14 protein-coding genes are annotated in these 19,065 nt (G+C 66.5%); 8 read left to right on the top strand and 6 right to left on the bottom strand.

All coding sequences use genetic code 11. The features are described 5' to 3' along the window. Both N5D91_RS22875 and N5D91_RS22870 read right to left on the bottom strand, forming a co-directional pair. Positions 1–2,370, bottom strand: a 2,370-nt coding sequence (locus N5D91_RS22875; RefSeq protein ID WP_279922752.1) for a TonB-dependent receptor, incomplete at its 3' end; no start/stop codon positions are given. Between the two features lie 251 nt (positions 2,371–2,621). After that, positions 2,622–4,673 (bottom strand): glycoside hydrolase family 97 protein, encoded by a 2,052-nt coding sequence (locus tag N5D91_RS22870; RefSeq protein ID WP_180854117.1) that lies wholly within the window; start codon positions 4,671–4,673, stop codon positions 2,622–2,624. A 237-nt stretch (positions 4,674–4,910) separates the two neighbouring features. On the opposite strand from N5D91_RS22870, the gene N5D91_RS22865 reads away from it, so the two are divergent. The 6 genes from N5D91_RS22865 to N5D91_RS22840 all read left to right on the top strand — a co-directional run bounded on the left by N5D91_RS22865 (position 4,911) and on the right by N5D91_RS22840 (position 11,700). After that, positions 4,911–7,103, top strand: a complete 2,193-nt coding sequence (locus tag N5D91_RS22865) for a Six-hairpin glycosidase-like protein (protein ID WP_180854118.1) — start codon at positions 4,911–4,913, stop codon at positions 7,101–7,103. Further along, positions 7,100–8,587 (top strand): MFS transporter, encoded by a 1,488-nt coding sequence (locus N5D91_RS22860; protein ID WP_110711498.1) that lies wholly within the window; start codon positions 7,100–7,102, stop codon positions 8,585–8,587. Before N5D91_RS22865 ends, N5D91_RS22860 begins: the two co-directional genes overlap by 4 nt. Then, positions 8,587–10,302, top strand: coding sequence for an alpha-amylase family glycosyl hydrolase (locus tag N5D91_RS22855; protein ID WP_180854119.1), 1,716 nt, complete (start codon positions 8,587–8,589; stop codon positions 10,300–10,302). The genes N5D91_RS22860 and N5D91_RS22855 overlap by 1 nt, the downstream gene beginning before the upstream one ends. 141 nt (positions 10,303–10,443) lie before the next feature. Beyond that, entirely contained in the window at positions 10,444–10,830 is a 387-nt protein-coding gene (locus tag N5D91_RS22850; protein ID WP_180854120.1) for an SseB family protein, read from the top strand. Between the two features lie 115 nt (positions 10,831–10,945). Continuing rightward, positions 10,946–11,410, top strand: a complete 465-nt coding sequence (locus N5D91_RS22845; RefSeq protein ID WP_180854121.1) for a GNAT family N-acetyltransferase — start codon at positions 10,946–10,948, stop codon at positions 11,408–11,410. Continuing rightward, positions 11,407–11,700 carry a hypothetical protein gene (locus N5D91_RS22840; RefSeq protein WP_180854122.1) on the top strand — a complete coding sequence of 98 codons (294 nt, stop codon included), beginning with the start codon at positions 11,407–11,409 and terminating at the stop codon, positions 11,698–11,700. The genes N5D91_RS22845 and N5D91_RS22840 overlap by 4 nt, the downstream gene beginning before the upstream one ends. A gap of 44 nt (positions 11,701–11,744) precedes the next feature. Here the strand turns inward: N5D91_RS22840 and N5D91_RS22835 are convergent, their stop codons facing one another. The 4 genes from N5D91_RS22835 to N5D91_RS22820 form a co-directional block, all read right to left on the bottom strand. Further along, positions 11,745–12,041, bottom strand: a complete 297-nt coding sequence (locus tag N5D91_RS22835; RefSeq protein ID WP_180854123.1) for a hypothetical protein — start codon at positions 12,039–12,041, stop codon at positions 11,745–11,747. 91 nt (positions 12,042–12,132) lie between these two features. Next, positions 12,133–15,717 (bottom strand): M1 family aminopeptidase, encoded by a 3,585-nt coding sequence (locus tag N5D91_RS22830; protein WP_180854124.1) that lies wholly within the window; start codon positions 15,715–15,717, stop codon positions 12,133–12,135. Between the two features lie 12 nt (positions 15,718–15,729). Further along, a complete protein-coding gene (locus tag N5D91_RS22825; protein ID WP_164162015.1) occupies positions 15,730–16,632 on the bottom strand; it encodes an ABC transporter ATP-binding protein in 903 nt (300 codons plus the stop codon). A gap of 129 nt (positions 16,633–16,761) precedes the next feature. Beyond that, positions 16,762–17,793, bottom strand: a complete 1,032-nt coding sequence (locus N5D91_RS22820) for a LacI family DNA-binding transcriptional regulator (RefSeq protein WP_164162016.1) — start codon at positions 17,791–17,793, stop codon at positions 16,762–16,764. 139 nt (positions 17,794–17,932) lie between these two features. Here N5D91_RS22820 and N5D91_RS22815 point away from each other — a divergent pair, with 139 nt between their 5' ends. After that, on the top strand, positions 17,933–18,328 hold the full coding sequence (locus tag N5D91_RS22815; protein ID WP_110711515.1) for a hypothetical protein: 396 nt from the start codon (positions 17,933–17,935) through the stop codon (positions 18,326–18,328). A 170-nt stretch (positions 18,329–18,498) separates the two neighbouring features. Continuing rightward, a partial coding sequence (locus tag N5D91_RS22810; RefSeq protein ID WP_164162017.1) for a single-stranded DNA-binding protein occupies positions 18,499–19,065 on the top strand: 567 nt, incomplete at its 3' end.

Raw genomic sequence — 19,065 nt, 5'->3', positions numbered from 1 at the left:
GCTCTTGTTGAAGGTCGCGCTGGCCTGCACGCCGAAGCCGCGCAGGCTGTCGGTCAGCATCTCCAGCGGGAACGACCCGGTCAGCTCCAGCCCCTTCAACGTGCCGCCCTTGCCGTTCTGCGGCGTGGAGAAGGTGCCGGTGGTCAGCACCGGTTCGGTCATGCCCGGTGGTGGCACGTAGTTGCCCAGCAGGCCGCTGAAGTCGTAGTTGTCCACCGACTGCGTGTAGACGTAGCTCTTCAGGTCCTTGTAGAAGATCGCCGCAGCCACGTAGGCCTTCTCGCCGAAGTATTTCTCATAGGACAGGTCCAGCGCGGTGGCGCGCCACGGATCCAGCAGCGGGTTGCCGCCACTGCCGCCGGGGCGGCCGTTGTTGGTATCCACGCCGAATTCCAGGCCGGCACGCATCTGGTCCACGCGCGGGCGTGCCACCTGCTTGGCGGCGGCGAAGCGCAGCGTCTGCTGGTGCGGGAACATGAACACCAGATTCAAGCTCGGCAGCCAGTCCTTGTAGGTCCTGCCGGCAGAGAAGGGCTGGATGTTGCTGCCTGCCGGCTGCGAGCTGTCCCAGTAGCGCGAATCCGAGCTCTGGTCGGTGTGCTGCATCTGCACGCCGATGTTGCCGCGCACGCCGACCACGCCGATGTCGGTGTTGATGTTCAGGCGTGCCCACGCGGTGGTGATCTTCTCCTCGACCGTCCACGACTTGGGAATCAGATAGTCCAGGTTGTCGACCGGGTTGAAGGTCATGTAACGACCGACGGCTGCCGGCACATTCCACGACGGGATGTAGCCGATGCCGGCGAAACCGAGGTTGACCGGGCGGTACTGCAGGTCCGGAGCGATGGTGGATTCGCCTTGGGCGCCGAGCAGGATGTTGCCTTCGGCCTGGGCCTTCTGCTTGCGGCGGTCGGCATAGTTCACGCCCACGTCCACATCCGAGAACCAGCTGGACATGGCTTCGGGAACCGGCAGCGTCGCCGCCAGCTTGGCGCCCTTCAAGCGGTCTTCGACCTCCGGCACCTTGCCGTAGCCGGAACCATAGATCGTGTTGGTCAGGAACAGGCTGTCCGGATTGGAATAGTCGCGCCCCGGCGTGATCTGCGAGAAGCTGTTGTTGTTCACCACCAGGCCGATCGTGTCGAACTGCGGGCGCGGCACCAGCTGCAGGTTGTTCTCCAGGTTGATCTCGCGGCGGGTTGCCTTCGAATAGTTCAGGTCGGCGACCAGCTTCACGCCACCGACGTTGAACTCGTTGTTCCAGCCGAACGCATCGATCTTGTCCTTGCGCTTGTTGTACATGCCGCGCACCAGCGGGTACGCATTGTTGATCGTGCCACCGGTGAAGCTGCCATCGGCATTGCGGCCGACATTGCTGAACACCGGCAGGATCGCGTTGGGATTGTTGCTGTCCTCGCCGTTGCCGCTGAGGCTCAGCTCGAACTGGTTGGCGGTGTCGATCTGCTCGGCTTCGGTATGGAACGCATCGAAGGTGCTGGTCCAGCTGTTGCTGGGGCGGAACTGGATCGTTGCCATCACACCGTCGCGCTTGTTGTTGCCGGTACGGCGCAGCGCCTTGATGCCATCGGTGAAGTAGGTGCCAGGTGCGATTCCGCGACGCTCGCCCTTGTCGGTGTGTTCGGTGGTCCACGGCTCGTACAGGCCGACCTGGTTCTCCTGGATCGGCATGTCGCTGTGCGCGTAGCCAATGGCGATGCCCAGGGTGTTGTCGAAGAACTGGTCGATGTAACTGGCGCTGAAACGGTTGCCATACGGATCGATGTTGGCGGCGCGGCCCAGGGAGCTCTTCTGGTAGCGGCCGCTGACTGCGATCACGCGCTCGCCGAAGCTGAGCGGGCGCGCGGTCTGCATGTCGATGGTGCCTGACAGGCCCTGGCCGACCAGGGCGGCATCCGGGGTCTTGTAGACGGTTACGCCATTGACCAGCTCGGACGGGTACTGGTCGAACTCGACGCCGCGGTTGTCGCCGGTGCTGACCACTTCACGGCCATTGAGCAGGGTGGTGGCGAAGTCGGGCGACAGGCCACGCACGCTGATCACCTGTGCACGGCCAGCCACGCGCTGGGCAGCCAGGCCGGGCAGGCGCGAGATGGATTCGGCGATGCTGACGTCGGGCAGCTTGCCGATGTCTTCGGCGGAAATCGCTTCGACCACCGAGGTGGCGTCCTGCTTGATCGCGATTGCGTTCTCGATGCCGCGGCGGATGCCGGTGACCTGCACCGTATCCAGGTTGGTGGCGGCGGTGGCGGCCGGCGCGGTGGTGTTCTGCGTGGACTGTGCCGACGCCAGCGTCGGCGCCAGGACAACGGCCAGCGCGATGCTCAGCGCGCTGCGCTTGTGGTTCAACATTTTCCCCTCCCAGGCAATGTTGCAGATCGATTCGTGAACGTCCCGGCGTGACCGTGGACGTGCGACGCGGTGGCCGCTGTCGTCGCCGCTATGGTAGGCAGCGCGTTCTTCGCGGGAATCACCCTGCATACGTATTCAATGGCGTTTGCAGGGGTGTAATCGCTTTCAGGTGCCTCGTGCGGTAGTGCCGGCCGCTGGCCTGCAATCACGATCACCGGGTTGCCGGCCAGCGGCCGGCACTGCCGGGGCATTCAAAGCGGCGTGAAACGAATGGCCTGCCCGCCACCCGGCGCAAGCACCAGCGTCAGTGCGTCGGCGCTGGTCACCTCACGGGTTTCGCGCGCGAACGCGAATGGATTGCTGCGGAAATCAGCACCCGCGCCATCGCGGTAGATTTCGGCGCGGTAGCGCACGCCCGGTTCCAGGAAGCCCAGCGATACCGGCAGCACACGGCCGTGCTCGTCGGTGATGCTGCCGAGGAACCAGTCGCGGCTGTTGCGGTCGCGGCGCACGATCGTCACGTAGTCGCCCACTTCGCCATCGAGCACGCGGCTCTGCTCCCAGTCCACCGCGACGTCTTCGATGAAACGGAATGCCTCGCGATGCTGCAGGTAGTGCTCGGGCAGGTCGGCGGCCATCTGGATCGGGCTGTACAGCACCACGTACAGCGCCAGCTGGCGTGCCAACGTGCTGGGAATGGCCTGGCCGTGGCGGCCCTTCAGGCTGAGGATGCCGGGGGTGTAATCCATCGGCCCGGCCAGCATGCGGGTGAACACCAGGTTGACCTCATGTTCCGGCGGGTTCGGCGGCTGGCCCCAGGCGTTGTACTCCATGCCACGTGCGCCTTCGCGCGAGATCCAGTTGGGATAGGTGCGGCGCAGACCGGTGTCCTTGATCGGCTCATGCGGGTTCACCGACAGGTGCCGCCGCGCCGCTTCCTGGACCACCTTCAGGTGGTGGCGCGCCATGAACTGCCCGTCATGCCACTCACGCCACAGCGGGCCGCCCGAGGGATTGCGGCGGTCGACCTGGCCGTCGTCACAGACGTAGCCGGTCTTGAACTGGTCCACGCCCAGCCGCGCATACAGGTCCAGTGCGGTACCCAGCTGGTCCTCGTAATGCTCGATGGCACAGCCGGTTTCGTGGTGGCCGATCAGATGCACATCCTTCTTCAGGCCATACGCTGACAGCGCTTCAATGTCGAAATCGGGTGTGGCACGGGTGAAATCGAAGTCGTAGCCATTGCCCACCCACATGCCGTCCCAGCCCGGATTCCAGCCTTCCACCAGCACGCCACGGAAGCCGTGCGCGGCGGCGAAGTCGATCACCTTCTTCGTCTTGGCGGTGGTGGCCGCATGCTTCGGCCCGGTCGCCCAGCTCTCGTTGTCCAGGTGCATCGACCACCACACGCCCAGGTACTTGGCCGGTTTCACCCAGCTCACATCGCCCAGTGCATTGGGCTCGTTGAGGTTGAGGATGAGGTCTGATTCGACCAGGCCACCTGCACGGTCGGCAATCTGCAGCGTGCGCCACGGCGTGGCGAAGGGCAGGGCACGGCGCACCTTCCAGCCTTCGGCCGAGGGCGACAGCTGCGCGCGCAGGCGCTGGCCCTCGGTTCGCCGCAGCCACATGCCGGCATAGTCCACCAGCGCGGCCTCGTGGATCGCCACGTGTAGCCCATCGCGGCTGCGCAGGGTCATTGGCGTATGCACCAACGGCACCTCATTCAACGGCGTGCGCTGGTACAGGTACTCGTAGTGGATCGGTTCCCCGGCAGGGATCCACCACGCGGTGGAATCCTGTGCGATGGCGAACTCGGTCAGCTCGTCATCGATGATCGCTTCGCGCAGGTTCGGCTGCTCGGGGAATACGTAGCGGAAGCCGAGGCCATCGTCGTAGATGCGGAACACCACATCGAGCCGGCGCTTGCTGCCGGTGGTCTCGGCCAGATGCACGGTCAGCTCATTGAAACGGTTGCGGGTAATCCGGCGCTCGCCCCAGGGCTGTTCCCAGCTGTCATCGACGCTGCGTTGCTGCTGGCCGAGCAGGGCGAAATCGCGGTCCAGGCGGCCATCGCGCAAGGCAAAGCCCAGCTTCGAATCTTCCACGACGGTCTCGCCGAAACGCTCGACGCGATAGCGCGCCGTGCCGCCGTCCAGCACCATGCTGGCCTTGAGCATCCTGCCAGGCGATTCGACAGTGACGACCTGCGGCGCGGCCTGCGACAGCGTGGTCATTCCCAGCAACGCCAGGCCGAATACGTGCGCGAGCACAGTGCGTACAGCAGTGGACGACATCGGCATTTCCCCTCCCAAGGCGCCGTTGGCAGACCCGGACCATAAGCCAGCGCGGCAGGCCCGCTACCGCGCAACGCCATGAATACGTATGCAGCTGGACGCAGCCGACAGCCCCGCGTCTACCATGGGGCCAAGGCACCTTGAGGGAGGGGCCGCGCCCGCCCGCCGGCAACGACGGTGCGGACCTACAACGCGTGCAGAGAGGGAGGGAGGCCGACGGGCGCAAGCCGGTCCGCCGCTTCGATGCTGAAGATCATTTGCCTGACCGCTGCCCTGGGGGCAGCGCTGGGATCGACCGCGCAGGCGGCCGACCTGCAATTCGACGGCCGCCATGCGCGTGCCGAAGCCGCTGCCAACGGCAGCTTCGTGCTGCATGCGCCGAAGGGAGAGGTACGTATCGCGCCCATGCCGATGCGCAGCCAGACCGGCAGCGTGATGTTCGATGCACTGTTCGCGCTGGCCCAGCAGGAGATGGACCAGGACCGCGTGGATGCGATCCGTGATCCCGCCTTCGACGAAGGCCGGCCGGTGCCGTGCGAGTGCTTCCAGACCGGCGCGCGCTGGCCCTACGTGTGGACGCGTGATGTCAGCTTCGCCGCCGACCTGGCGCTGGCGCGGCTGGATCCGCAGCGCACCCGGCAGTCGCTGCAGTTCAAGCTGTCGGCAGCGCGCGATGGCCATACGCCCGGCCTGTTCGTCGCGCAGGACACCGGTTCCGGCGGCAGCTGGCCGATCAGCAGCGACCGCGTGGTGTGGTTCCTGGCGGCACGTCACCTGCTGGAAGATCGCGCGTTTGCCGACCAGGTCTGGCAGGCGCTGCAGGGCACGCTGGCGCAGGATCGCGCGATGGTGTTCGACGCGCAGATGGGCCTGTACCGTGGCGAGACCTCGTTCCTGGACTGGCGCGAGCAGACCTATCCGGACTGGACCCGTGAGGACGTGCGCTTCATCGGTGACTCCTACGCACTGTCCACCAATGTGCTGCACTATCAGGCGCTGCGCCTGGCCGAACGGCTGGCCAGCCAGCACGGCGACGCCCGCGCGGCCGACTACAAGGCGTGGGCCGATGCGTTGGCGCAGCAGATCGATGCACGCTTCTGGCGCGAGGATATCGGCCAGTACATGAGCTACATCGGCGAAGCCGCGCACCCGGTGCCGTACGCCAAGGTCGATCTGCTTGGCCTGTCGCTGGGCATCCTCGCCGAGGTGCTGCCGCCGGAGCGCGCGCACCGTGCACTGGCTGCCTACCCGATGGGGCCAGCCGGCAGCCCGGTGGTGTGGCCGCAGGAGGCGCAGCAGCCGATCTACCACAACCGCGCGATCTGGCCGTTCGTCAGTGCCTACTCGCTGCGTGCGGCACGGCAGCTGGATGATGCACCGCGCATCGCCGCCGAGATCCGCTCGCTGATGCAGGGCGCGGCGCTGGCCGGTTCCAACATGGAGAACTACGAACTGGTCAGCCAGGCGGTGCATGTTGACGAGGGCGCGTTGAGCGGCCCGGTGGTCAACTCCGAACGCCAGCTGTGGTCGGTGGCCGGCTATCTGTCGATGGTGGTCGAGGGCGTGTTCGGCGTGCAGGACGATGGCCGCGTGCAGCCCAAGTTGCCGGCCGTGCTGGTGCCAGAACTGTTCGGCACGCGCCCCCGCATCACCCTGGAAGCCAACGGCAAGCGCTATGTGCTGGAGCGCCCGCAGAACGTGGGCGATGGCCTGCTGGTGGCCGGCAGCACCACCACGCGTGGCACGACCACCACGGTGGAGCTGGTCGCCGCCCCGGCCGCAACCGGTTTTTCTGCCACGACTGCGGATGCCAACGCGCGTGCGCCAGCTACACCGACTGCGCCGCAGGCCAACCGCAAAGGCACTGGCTGGAGCGTCCCGGTTGCGGCTGACCAGACGCTATGGAAGGACGGCAGGCATGTCGCCGCCAGCAATGGCCAGGTGCACATCAGCGACGATGGCCTGCAGCACTGCCTCAGCCTGACCCGGCGCGTGGGTGCATTGGAATCACTGCACAGCCCGACGCTCTGCGTCGGTCCGCAGCAGGTGCTGAAGGGCGAGGATCGCTGGCAGTTCACCTCGGCCAGGGCCGGGCAGGTGCGCCTGCGCCTGCAGTACCGCAACCCGAACGGGCCGATCAACACTGGCGTCACCGCTGCGGTCAAGCAGCTGGTGCTGCAGTGCCCGGGCCAGCCGTTGCAGCAGCATACGGTCACCCTGCCGCACAGCGTGGCGATGCAGGACTCGACCTCGGCGACATTCACGGTGCCCAAGGGGCAATGCACGGTCGCGCTTGAAGAGGGCTTCAACATGAGCGCGCTGCAGCACTTCGCGCACTACACCGGCGGCAAGGGGGGACGCGATGGTGTGCTCAACCAGGCCCAGGTGCAGGCGCTGAAGGTGGCGCCGGTGGCGATGGAAGAGGGCGCACGATGAGTCGTCCCGCCAAACCGCAGCTGTCGTTCTGGCAGATCTGGAACATGTGTTTCGGCTTCCTCGGCATCCAGTTCGGGTTCGCCCTGCAGAACGCCAACGCCAGCCGCATCTTCGAGACCCTGGGCGCGGACATGGACGCGGTGCCCGGGCTGTGGATCGCGGCGCCATTGACTGGCCTGCTGGTGCAACCGGTGATCGGTTACCTGTCCGATCGCACCTGGACGCGCTGGGGCCGTCGCCGCCCGTTCTTCATGATCGGTGCGGTACTGACCACGCTGGCGCTGCTGGTGATGCCGAATTCGCCGACGCTGTGGATCGCCGCCGGTACCTTGTGGGTGCTGGACGCCTCCATCAACGTGTCGATGGAACCGTTCCGCGCCTTCGTCGGTGATCAGCTGGCACCACGCCAGCGGCCGGCCGGCTACGCGATGCAGAGCTTCTTCATCGGCGTGGGCGCCATCGTCGCCAGCTTCCTGCCCTTCATCCTCGCCCGCTTCGGGGTCGCCAATACGGCCGCCGCAGGCGAAGTGCCCGATACCGTGCGCTATGCGTTCTACTTCGGCGCGGTGGTGCTGCTGGCGGCGATCACCTGGACAGTGGTCAGCACCCGCGAGTACTCGCCGGCAGAGCTGGCCGGATTCGATGACGCCGAGCCGCCGGCGCACCACGCAGGGGCTGCGATCAGTGGCCCGGCACCGTGGGCACAGGTGGCCGTATGGCTGGGGCTGGGCGTGCTGCTGGCGCTGCTGATCGCCTGGCGGCAGGGCGACAGGATGCTGTACGTGCTGGCCGGCCTGTGTGCCGGCTATGGCCTGCTGCTGGCGGCCGCGCGTGCGTTGCCGGCCACGCATATGCTGGCCGCCATCGTCGGTGACCTGCGCGCGATGCCGGTGACCATGCGTCGTTTGGCGTGGGTGCAGTTTTTCTCGTGGTTCGCGCTGTTTGCGATGTGGATCTACACCACCGCCGCGGTGGCGGGTACCCACTTCGGCTCGACCGATCCGCAGTCAGCGGCCTACAACGAGGGCGCCAACTGGGTGGGCGTGCTGTTTGGTGCCTACAACGGCTTCGCCGCGCTGGCCGCAGTACTGATCCCGCCGATGGTGCGTGCGATCGGCCTGCGCTGGAGCCACCTGGTCAACCTGTGGCTGGGCGGCGCCGGCCTGGTCTCGCTGATGTTCATCCGCGACCCGCACTGGCTGCTGCTGTCGATGGTCGGCGTCGGCTTCGCTTGGGCGTCCATTCTTTCGCTGCCCTATGCGCTGTTGTCCGACAGCGTGCCGGCCTCGAAGATGGGCGTGTACATGGGCATCTTCAATTTCTTCATCGTGATCCCGCAGCTGGTCGCGGCCAGCGCGCTCGGCTTTGCCCTGCGCGCCTGGCTGGGCGGCCAGCCGATGCATGTGCTGGTGCTGGGCGGCTGCAGCCTGTTCGTCGCCGGCCTGTGCGTGCTGCGGGTTCCGTCCCGTCCGGAGGTGGTGTGATGCGTGGCGCGCTGTCTGTTGCTGTTTCCCTGGTACTGCTGGCCGGCCATGCGGCGGCCGCGCCACGCCCGGACTATGTGGGCACCACCGAACCGTTCGCCAGCGATGCGGTGTACTTCGTGGTCACCGACCGCTTCGTCAACGGCGACCCGTCCAACGATCATCGCGACCAGGGCGGCACGCATCGCACCTTCGATATCCCGGTGCCGTGCACGGACAAGGTGGACGGCAACATCGGCTATCTCGGCGGTGACTTCCGCGGCGTGCTCGACAATGCGCAGTACATCCGCAACCTCGGCTTCGGCGCGGTATGGATCACGCCGATCGTTGACAACCCGGACGAGGCGTTCACCGGCAGCAAGCCGATCAGCTGCACCAGTACGCTGACCGATCGCGGCAAGACCGGCTACCACGGCTACTGGGGCATCAACTTCTACAAGCTCGATGAGCACCTGCCCAGCAAGGACCTCGACTTCGCGGGGTTGACCAAGGGCCTGCATGGCGCGGGCCTGAAGGTGGTGCTGGACATCGTCGGCAACCACGGCTCGCCAGCCTGGACCATGCCGACGCGGCAGCCGCAGTTCGGCCAGATCTTCGACAAGGACGGAGCGCTGATCGCTGATCACCAGAACCTGCCGCCGCAGAAACTGGACCCGAAGCACAACCCGCTGCACGCGTTCTACAACAACGTCGGTCCGGTCGACAGCAAGGAGGGATCGATCTTCGACGGCAACCTCGCCGAACTGTCCGACTTCAACCAGGACAATCCGGCGGTGATGGACTACCTGGTCGGCGCTTACCTGCAGTGGACCGCGCAGGGCGTGGACGCGTTGCGCATCGACACCATCGGCTGGTTGCCGCACCCGTGGTGGCATGCCTTCGTCAAACGCATTCGCGCCGAGCACCCAGGCATGTTCATGTTCGGCGAAGCGTTCGATTACGATGCCGCGCGCATTGCCGAGCACACCTGGCCGGCCAACGCCAACGTCAGCGTGCTCGATTTCCCGTTGCGCGGCGCACTGGAACAGACCTTCGGCACCGCCGGCAAGGGGTTTGAAACCCTGGCCGAGCCGCTGCACCTGAGCGGTGGGCCGTACGCCAACCCGTACGAGCTGATGAGCTTCTACGACAACCACGACATGCCGCGGCTGCAGGCCAGCGACAACGGCTTCATCGATGCGCACAACTGGCTGTTCACCGCGCGCGGTATTCCGGTGGTCTATTACGGCTCGGAAACCGGCTTCATGCGTGGTCGCGCCGAGCATGCCGGCAATCGTGCCTACTTCGGTCAGCCGCGCGTGGACGCTGCCCCGCAGAGCCCGATCTTCGCGCCGCTGCAGCGCATCGCCAGGCTGCGCGCAGCCACCCCGGCCCTGCAGCGCGGCCTGCAGGTGAACGAACGCCTGCAGGGCGACGAGGCGGTGTTCTTCCGCGTGCTGCAGCAGGGCGACGTGGCGCAGACCGCGCTGGTGCTGCTGAACAAGGGGGACCAGGCCAGAACCTTCACCGTAGCGCGTTACGTGCAGGCGGGCCGCTGGCGCGATGCACTGGACGGCGGTTGGTTGCAGGTGGATGCCTCCCTGAAGGCCGACGTGCCCGCGCACGGCGTGAAGGTCTACGTGCTGGACGCCGCCGTGCAGCAGCCGGCATTGCAGGCCGAGCTGGACAAGGCGATGGCCGACCAGCGGGCGCGGGACCAGCGACTGGGACGGTAGTGCCGGCCGCTGGCCGGCAACCCCGGATTCCTGGCACCTGCCTACCGCTCTGGTGGGTGCCAACCTTGGTTGGCACGCTCTTCGAGCAGTCGAGCAAGCTCGACTCTACAATGGACATCCCTCACGCCCCGCCGTACCGCCATGACCGACCTCGCCGCGCAGACCCCGATCGAAACCCTGCTGAAGGCGGCGATGGACGGGGCGGTGCCGATCCGCGCCTTCATGGAAGCCTTCGTCGCCTCCGAGGTGGTGCTCCTGACCGGCAGCCTGGTCACCCCTGACGGCAGCGGCTTCGACCCGCTGCTGTTCGACAAGCAGGGCACCCTGCACGTGGCCGTGTTCACCGACCCGTCGCGGGTGGGCATCTACAGCCAGCAGGCCGAACACCAGATCCGCTGGCGGATGCTGGATGTACTGCGCCGCGTGCCGGGTGGCTATGGCGTGGTGATCAACCCGGGTACTTCGTTGGGCTTTGAGATCTCGCCCAGCGGCATCGGCGAGATCCTGAAGGACTTCGCCCAACGCTGAGCGGCCACCGCGCTATATTTGTAGTGTCGAGCCACGCTCGACTGCCTTTCGCGCAGTGCCAGATCAGTCGAGCATGGCTCGACTCTACAGAACGCTTCCCCATCGAGGCATTGCCATGGAATTCAGGGTACTACCCGCCGATGCACCGGAACGGCAGCAGTTGGCCCGGTGGTACCACGCCGAATGGGGCCGCGACGCTGGCCTGTCGCTGGAACAGGAACTGCAGCGGCTGAACCCGCCACAGGATGCCGAAGGTTTCCCGCACCTGATCGCTGCCTTCGATGACGGTCAGGTGGTCGGTGCGGTGCAGCTCAAGCGCCGGGAGATGCAGGCCTTCCCGCAGTACGAGCACTGGCTGGGCAGCGTGTTCGTGGCCGATAGTCATCGCGGGCGTGGGCTGGCTGGCGGCCTGGTCGAGCAGGCCGCGGCGCAGGCGGTGCGGATGGGTGTGTCCGACCTGTACCTGCAGACCGAGGCCCTGGATGGTGGGCTGTACGCGCGGCTGGGCTGGAAGCCGCTGCAGGAAGCCGACAACCGCAGCTATCGCGTGCTGGTGATGGTGCGCAGGCTGGCCGCATGAGCGCCGCAACGGCCCGGCACTCCCGCTCCGCGCTGATCTTCCTGATCGCGGCCATCGTCGTCGCGCTGGTGTCCATGCCCGTGCTGCGCGCGATAGGCATGGTGCTGTGGCCGGTGTTCGCCATTGCCTGGCTGATCAACCTGGGCGCGGCCTGGCATCTGGCGCAGTGGGCACGCCAGCAGGGCCGTGCAGCGTGGGTATACGGATTGCCGGCAGCGCTCGGTACCGTCGCCTCGATCGTGGTCTATGTGCTGCTGGCGTTGCTGGGGCCGAAGGCAGCAGCGCGTTGAGACTGCGCGGTGGATGACGATGGTGTGCCGAGCATGGCTCGGCACTACAGCGGGGCGGGGTAGTAGAGCAGGGCAGAGCCGGCTTCCAGCGCTTCTTCGTAGAAGACAGCAAAGCCGCGGTAGGCATCTGTGTTGAGTACATCGACCTGCAGATGGCCACAGCGTAGATCCCGGATTTCATCGAAGCCGAAACGGAAGCATTCGGCCAACGCGAGGTCGAATGCATGGCGTTCATCGTCCTGCAGCAGGAACAGCATTGCCTGATGGTGTGCTCCGACGCTGGGTGCGTTCCACTCGAATTTGGCGTTGCCGGTGTATCGACCAGTGAAACCGTAGATCATGACCGGCACGGCAGTTCCCCACAGAGTCCATGTGCTCGAAGCAGCTCCGCCAGCGATGATGCCGGCCGCTCGACCGGCATCACCTCGTCCTTCACATCGTCACCTTGCGCCGGTTGTCATCGCTCACCCGGTCGATCAGCTTGTTGTACGGGTCGAAGCCCGCTTCATCCGGCTTTTCATCCACGGTTACCGTGATCTTCGGCGCGGCGCTGGTGATGTGGTGGCGCTGCAGGTACAGCACCTTCTGGTCGCGCTCCTTGCCCGACGGCCCGTTGGCGAACACGCCGATCTCGACCCAGTCATCCATCGTGCCGTCGCTCTCCTTGCCCTTGCCGTCGGCGTACTGCTTGGCGGCGTGCAGGTCCAGGGTCACCTCGTAGCGGCCGTCATCACGCTTGCGGGCGCTGGCGGCCATCACCCGGTTGTCGTAGAAGCTGATTTTCTCGAACAGGTCGGTGACCAGCTGCTGGCGGTCGGCCGGGGTCTCCGCCCGGATGTAGTCCAGCAGTTCGCGTGAGGTGGTGTACGGCGGTTGCTGATAGCCCTTGTCCTGCAGGAAGCGCTTCAACGCGCGGTTCAGCGCCTGCTCGCCGATTTCCTCGCGCAGCCGGTAGAACACCAGCGAACCCTTCTGGTAGTGGATGTACTGCTGGTTCTCCACGCGCTCCAGCGGCTGCTCCTCGATGGCCTCGCCACCGCGTCCAGACAGGTAACCATCCAGCTCGCGCTTGAGGAACTGGCGCATGTGCTGGCGGCCGTACTCCTGCTCCATCACCATCAGCGCAGAGTACTGCGACAACGATTCGGACAGCACCGTCGCGCCCTGCACGTTGGCACCGATCACCTGGTGCGCCCACCACTGGTGCGCGATCTCGTGCGCGGTCACGTAGAACACGTAGTCCACCTTGTCCGGATCGCGCAGGTCGGCGATGAAGCCGATGGCCTCGGAGTAGGGGATGGTGTTGGCGAACGACTGCGCGAAACGCGCATAGCCCGGGAACTCGATGATGCGTACCTGGCGGTGCTGGTAAGGCGTGAAGTTGGCTTCATAGTAGGCCAGCGACTTCTGCACCGCTTCGATCATCCGGTCCACGTTGTAGCCGTGCGCCGGGTCGAAGTAGACCTCCACCGGGATGTCCTTGTACTTCGCCCTGCGCACCTCCCAGCGTGCCGACAGGTAGGCGTAGAAGTTCAACATCGGCCGGTCCATGGCGTAGCTGAAGCAGCGGCGGCCATTCACCGTGGTCTCCTTCTGCAGGTAGCCCGGCGCCAACGCCACCTGGTCCGGTGCGGTGCAGACCGTGGTGCGGAAATCGAGCCAGTCGGCGTCGTTGGAAATGTAGGTGTTGGCGCGCGCGGCTTCGTCTTCCAGCTTGGGCATGCGCCGCGGCTCGCCGAGGCCGCGCTTGCGGCGTTCGTTGCGGTCGCTGATCTCGGCACCCTCGTTGTAGCCGAAGGACGGCAGCACGCGGCTGTTGAAGAAGGTGCCGTTGTCGACGATGTTGCTTGGTGCCTGGCCGGCGGTGATGCCGTTGGGTTTCTGCACCACCCGGAAGTGGACGTTGCGGCTTTCACCCGGTTGCAGTGGCGTGGCCAGGCGGTAGATGCGGTAGCCAAGGTCGGCGTCGTGCATCGACAAGGTCTGCCCACCCAGGTCAACCGCGACCAGCTGCTTGTCGTCGCCCATCGAGACATGCACGTCCTGGATCGGCACGGCATGCGTGTTGCGCACCGTCCAGTTTGCATCGATCACCATCGACTGCGATTCGGGGAACAGGTCCACGCGGTTGTCCACCGCCACGATGCGAGGCTGCGGCAGAGAGCGGTACTTCGACAGTTCACGCTCGTAGCGCGCCTGCAGGTCCAGCTGTTGGTCGGGCGAGATGAACTCGTTGCGGATGTTGGTGCTCCAGTACAGCCAGCCGCCCACGCCGATGAAGGCCAAGGCCGCTACGCCAGCGAAGACGCCGGTCGGACCGCGCAGGCGGCGGCCGGCCAGGGCCAGGCGCTGGCGCAGGCCCTGGCTGACACCTCGTACCCAGAAGGCTGACGCCAGGCACATCAACGTCAGCAGGAACACGGCCCAGTAGCCCTGGAACGCCAGTTGCCCGGTCAGGAAGTGGCCGTAGCCGTTCATGTCCAAATAGGGCGCGTTGGGCCAGCTGCCGAAGTTGTACAGGTTCTGCGTGTAGTCGAGCAGGCCGAGCACGCCCTGGCCGATCATCACCACGATCAGCAGCGCATAACCGACGAACTTGTTGTTGGTGAGCACCTGCAGCACCAGCGCCAGGCCCCCCATCAGGATGTAGACCACCGAATCCAGCGCCAGGCTGCGCAGGTACAGCAGCGGCTCAAGATGCGTGTAGCCCTTGGCCAGCTGCACGCCCATCGCCGCCATCGCACCGGCGGTCTGGAAGCAGACGATCACCGCCAGCAGCGCGGTGAACTTGGCCAGCAGCGGTACCCAGTTCGGCACCGGCATGGCGTCCGTCACTTCGTTGATGCGCGCGCTGCGTTCCTTCCAGACCAGCTCGCCGGCGAAGAACAGCACGATGATCACCAGCAGCCAGCTGAAGGCGCCCTGCAGGCCCATGATCATCTGCGAGGTGACCGGCCAGATCGAGGTGCCGTACAGCGTCTGCCGGAACAGCGCGCTGGGCAGGAAGTTGGCCAGGCCCAGTACCAGCAGCACGATGAACGGCACGCTGCGCAGAACGCCGCGTGTATCGAAGCGGACCTGGCGCAGGAACTGCTGCCACGCCGTGGTGGCAGTGAACGCCGGCACCACGCGCGGCAGCGGTGCGCGGGTGGGGCGGACTGCCACCGCATCAGCAACCGGAAGCACCTGCCTGCGGCCCCAGCGGCGGCGGCCACTGCCGCTGCGCTCGGTACGGAACAGCGCGAAGGTGGCGGCGAACAGCACCGCCGCTACGCCGAGCCACAGGGCGCGGTTGGCCAGCAGATAGCCGGCCAGCTCAGGAATTCCACTGTTGCGCTCAGCGGTGGACCAGTAGCGGATCGTGCGGCTGAGTGCGCGCATGCCCAGCGGCTCGCTCAGCACTGCGATCCACGTGTTGTCGATGTCGCGCAGCAGGGCTGCACTGACGCCATACAGCACGAGGTAGGCCACCAGGCCGATGTAGACCCACAGGATCGAACGGGTCAGCGCCGCCAGCAGTGACAGCAGTGCCGTGGTGAACAACAGATTGGGAATGACGATGACCGCGAACGTCCAGGCATAGCCCTGCCAGCTGATCGGGCCCATGCGTTCGGGGTCGACCCACGGCATGAACGGCGCCAGCCACAGGCCGAACGCGATCACGACGTAGACCAGCACGCCGGCCGCCAGGGCGGCGGCGATGCGTCCGGCCAGGTAGTCGCGGCGCTTCACCGGGCTGGCGAAGATCAGTTCGGCTGTGCCGAGCTCGAAGTCACGCAGCAGCGCATTGCTGACAAACAGCGCAGTGACCAGCATGCCGAGCAGGGTGAAGATGCCCAGCATCTGCGCGATCACGGTGGGCGCGTTGCCGTGCACGTTGCCGCTGCCGCCACCGATCTGCACGGCGTCGCTGGAGGCGGCGGCAAAGGCGAGCAGGGCGAACAGCCCGGCCAGCAGCCACAGCAGCGGGGAACGCAGCTGCTCGCGCAGCTCGAAGCGGAAGAAGTCGAGGATCATGGCGTGCTCCGCTCAGGCTGCCGCGCGGGCACGGGCCTGCAGGCGCAGGCGCTGGAAGTACACGTCCTCGAGGTCGGGCGCCACGGTCGCAAAGCCGTCACCGGGGTCGTTGGTGCTGTGTACGTGGATCACCGGGCGGCCACCGACCAGGCGGGTCGACAGCACCACATAGCGCGCCTCGTGGTCGGCCAGTTCCGAAGGATCGACCTGCTTGCGCCAGACCTGGTGCTGCAGGGCGTCGATGGCCTCGGCAGGGCGGCCGGTCAGCAGTACCTGGCCCTTGTTCATGATCGCCATCGTCGGGCACAGGTCGGTCACGTCCTCGACGATGTGGGTGGACAGGATCACTGCCACGTTCTCGCCGATCGCCGCCAGCAGGTTGAGGAAGCGGTTGCGCTCTTCCGGGTCGAGGCCGGCGGTGGGTTCATCGACGATCACCAGCCGCGGGTCCCCCAGCAGCGCCTGGGCGATGCCGAAGCGCTGGCGCATGCCGCCGGAGTACGTGCCCAGCTTGCGCTTGCGCGCGTCCCACAGATTCACCTGCTGCAGCAGCCCATCGACCACCTCGCGGCGCTGGGCGCGCTGGGTCAGGCCCTTGAGCACCGCGAAATGCTCCAGCAGGTCCAGCGCGCTGACTTTCGGGTACACGCCGAAATCCTGCGGCAGGTAGCCCAGCCGGCGGCGCACCGCGTCCTTGTCGCGCAGCACGTCGATCGATGCTTCGCCCGGAATGCTGAGCGTCGCCGTGCCGCTGTCGGCTTCCTGCAGGGTGGACAGCGTGCGCATCAGCGACGACTTGCCGGCGCCGTTCGGGCCGAGCAGGCCGAACATGCCGCGCGGGATGTCCAGGGTGACGTTGTTGAGGGCATGCACGCCGTTGGCGTACGTCTTGGACAGCGAATCGATCTTCAGCATGCGACGTACACCTTTCCGTGGGCGATGTCTGCGCGTTATCCGCGCATCAGCGTCCGTGCGCATCCGCCGTTGGTCATGGGGGGAGAATCCGGCCGTCGTGCGTTGGCAGGGGCGCCGGCCCTGAGGTGCCTACCCGCGCAGCGACGATTCCCGCACCACCAGCTTCACCGGGATGCTCTGGCTCTCCACCGTCTGCCGGCCGATCAGTGCCAGCAGGCGCTCCACCAGCAGCTGGCCGGCCTGCTTGGTGTCCTGCTGCACCGTTGTCAGCGCAGGGGACACAGAGGCTGCCAGTGGAATGTCGTCGAACCCGGTCACCGCGACGTCCTGTGGCACCTGCAGGCCGGCCTCGCGCAGGGCCCGCATCGCGCCGATGGCGATCAGGTCGCTGGCCGCGCAGATGGCGTCGATCGGCGCGTTGCGAGCCAGCAGGGCCTGGCAGGCTTCCTGGCCCGACGCCTCGGTGGTGATCGCATCGTGCTGCAGCGCCGGCTCCGCAGCCAGGCCGTGTTCCTGCAGGGCCGCGACATGGCCGCGGTAGCGCTCCTGGAACTCGGGGTAGTGGCTGGAGGCATGACCGAGGAAGGCAATGCGGCGGCAGCCCTGCTGCAGCAGGTGGGTGGTGATGTCGTGCCCGCCCTGGAAGTTGTCACTGCCGATCGACACGCCGGGCTGGCCGGGCAGGGCGGCGCCCCAGCGCACGAAGTGCGTGCCCTGTTCGACCAGCCGCTGCAGGCGGTCGCGCGATTCGTGGTAGTCGCCGTAGCCGAGCAGGATGATGCCATCGGCCTTGTTGCTGTCCTCGTAATCGGCCTGCCAGTCGGTGGACAGCTGCTGGAACGAGACCAGCAGGTCCTGCCCGTGCAGCGCGCAGGCGCGGGTGATCGAGCCCAGCATCGAATGGAAGAATGGGTTGATCAGCGAGTCGTCGTTGGTCGGGTCCTCGAAGAACAGCAGGGCCAGCGTGCCGGCATTGCGCAGGCGCAGGCTGGAGGCGTTCTTGTCGACCTTGTAGTTCAGCTCGCGGGCGATGCGCAGGATGCGCTCACGGGTCTCGGCGTTGACCATCGGGCTGCCCCGCAGGGCCCGCGACACGGTCGGCTGGGAGACCCCGGCCAGGTGGGCGATGTCCAGGGAGGTGGCTTTGCCTTTGATGGTCATGGGCACGCGGGAGGGGGCAGGGTGGAAGGTGCCTGGGCATGATGCCATGCGGTGGCTGCTGGCCGTCCTGGCCGTCACTGCTTGTGGCCGCGGTCGCGGTCGTGCGACGGTCAACACCATAGCCTGATGGAGCCAAGCGGTGACCTTTCGCCTGTACCCGGGTGTCCCCGACGATTTCGAGGCGCGGATCCGCATCCTTGCGCCAGAGGAGGGTGGGCGTCGCAGCCCGGCCCGGAACGGTATCCGCTGGGACTTCGCCTACGCCGATGACGCCGGGACACCCGAGCTGTTCATGATCTGGCCCGACTTCCGGCACGCTGAGGGCGACAGCTGGGCGACCGAGCTGCCGCTGCCGGTGGGAGAGTCCCTGTTGGCCGGCCTGACCGTGGTCAATGAGGTGCTGAGGGCGGGGCTGCACCGGGAGCGTATCCGGCCGGGCGTGCGCTTCCACTGCCATGAAGGGCCCAAGGTGGTGGCGGTGGGGGAGGTTACGCGGGTCACCGGCCTGCTGCTGGATCGCCCCCTGCTTCGTTGAGGCCGGTTCCGACCCGTATCGGCCGGATTCCCGACGGGCCGGGGGCGAAGGGAATGGTAAGATGCCTCGTTCCGATATCCCCCATTCGCAACCGTGGGAGGTCCAGCGTATCGGCACCCCGTCGGGTGTGCTATCACTGGTCCAGCCCCGGACAACGGAAGAATCCATCTATGGCGCGCGGCATCAACAAAGTCATCCTGGTCGGCAACCTCGGCAACGACCCGGACGTGAAGTACACCCAGGGCGGCATGGCGATCACCCGCATCAGTCTGGCCACCACCAGCGTCCGCAAGGACAAGGATGGCAACCAGCAGGAACGTACCGAATGGCACCGCGTGGTGTTCTTCGGCAAGCTCGGCGAGATCGCCGGCGAGTACCTGCGCAAGGGCAGCTCGGTCTACGTCGAAGGCAGCCTGCGCTACGACAAGTACACCGGCCAGGACGGCGTGGAGAAGTACTCCACCGACATCATTGCCGATGAAATGCAGATGCTGGGCGGCCGTGGTGAAAGCGGTGGCGGCGGTGGCAACTACGGTGGCGATCGCCCGCAGCGCCAGCAGGCCCCGCGCCAGGAGTACGGCGGCGGTGGCGGCGGCCAGCGTGGCGGCCAGGGCGGTGGCTATGGCAACCAGGGCGGCAACCAGGGCGGCGGTTACGGCAACCAGGGTGGCAACCAGCGCCCGCAGCCGCAGCAGGCGCCGCCGATGGACGACTTCGCTGACGACGATATTCCGTTC

This window comes from Stenotrophomonas sp. GD03794 (genome assembly GCF_029842145.1).
In the GTDB taxonomy this organism is placed as follows: domain Bacteria; phylum Pseudomonadota; class Gammaproteobacteria; order Xanthomonadales; family Xanthomonadaceae; genus Stenotrophomonas; species Stenotrophomonas riyadhensis.
Note: the sequence above shows the minus strand (reverse complement) of the source record. Positions and strands in the feature narration are given on the sequence as shown.